The sequence below is a fragment of the Aliiruegeria sabulilitoris genome (assembly GCF_001558155.1).
GTDB lineage: Bacteria > Pseudomonadota > Alphaproteobacteria > Rhodobacterales > Rhodobacteraceae > Tropicimonas > Tropicimonas sabulilitoris.
Genome location: NZ_LOAS01000101.1, coordinates 1 through 1,234, shown reverse-complemented (window position 1 = coordinate 1,234; position 1,234 = coordinate 1). Strand labels below are relative to the sequence as shown.

1 protein-coding gene is annotated in these 1,234 nt (G+C 60.9%); it reads left to right on the top strand.

Annotation, left to right across the window (positions count from 1 at the left end; translation table 11 throughout):
• Window positions 1-1,226 (top strand): IS30 family transposase (locus AX756_RS24715; protein WP_068318546.1); only part of this gene is annotated, 1,226 nt, incomplete at its 5' end.
• Window positions 1,227-1,234 lie beyond the last annotated feature (8 nt).

The window sequence follows — 1,234 nt, the reverse complement described above, 5'->3', positions numbered from 1 at the left end:
TTCGGAGTTCTGGCGGAATGCCACCAACACATCTTGCGCCTTCGACGCCGCCGCCAAAGGGGCGAAACCTTTCTTTCGCGGAACGCGAGGAAATTGCCTTGGAGTCTGCGAGGGGCACGGGCGTGCGCGGCATCGCCCTCAAGCTGGGGCGCGCGCCCAGCACGATCTCCCGAGAAATCAGGCGCAATTCGGCGACCCGTGGCGGAGACTTCGACTACCGCGCGATCAACGCGCAGTGGCATGCGGATCGTTCCGCCAATCGTCCGAAGGCCAGCAAGCTCGCGCTCAATCCCGCTCTGCGCAACTACGTACAGGATCGGCTGGCGGGCCTGATCACCACGCCTGACGGCATCGCCTTCAATGGGCCTGTCGTGGTATGGAAGAAGCGGCGGGCTGTTCGTCGTCAAAGCCGACGCTGGTCCTTGGCCTGGAGCCCGGAGCAGATCTCGCAGCGTCTGAAGGTAGACTTTCCCGAGGACCCGACCATGCGCATCAGTCACGAAGCAATCTACCAGGCGCTCTACATTCAAGGGCGCGGTGCGTTGAGGCGGGAGCTCTCCGCCTGCTTGCGGTCTGGACGCGCTTTGCGGCTCCCTCGAGAGCGCGCCCGGAACCGCGGAAAGGCTTTCATCTCTGATGCCTTGATGATCAGTGACCGTCCGGCAGAAATCGGTGACAGGGCGGTGCCAGGTCACTGGGAGGGCGATCTCATTCTCGGTCTGGGCAGTTCGGCGATCGGTACTTTGGTCGAGAGAACAACACGCTTCACGATGTTGTTGCATCTGCCGCGCATGGAAGGTCACGGAAAGACAAAGTCCATAAAGAACGGTCCAGCTCTTGCCGGTCACGGTGCCGAAGCCGTCCGTGATGCCATCGCGGGCACGATCATGGATTTGCCGGCGCACCTGCGCAGGTCACTGACTTGGGACCAGGGGGCAGAAATGGCACAACACGCCCAGCTCCAGATCAAAACCGGTCTCGACGTCTACTTCTGCGACCCACAAAGTCCTTGGCAGCGAGGTAGCAACGAGAACACCAATGGTCTGCTCCGCCAATACTTCCCGAAGGGAACAGACCTAAGCCAGCATGGTGCAGACGAATTGAATGCGGTTGCTCACGCGTTGAACACGCGACCACGCAAAACGCTGGGCTGGCAAACACCGGCAGAAGTACTCGACCAGCTGCTCAAACAGGATATGATCGAGGGTGTTGCGACGACCGGTTGAATCCGCCC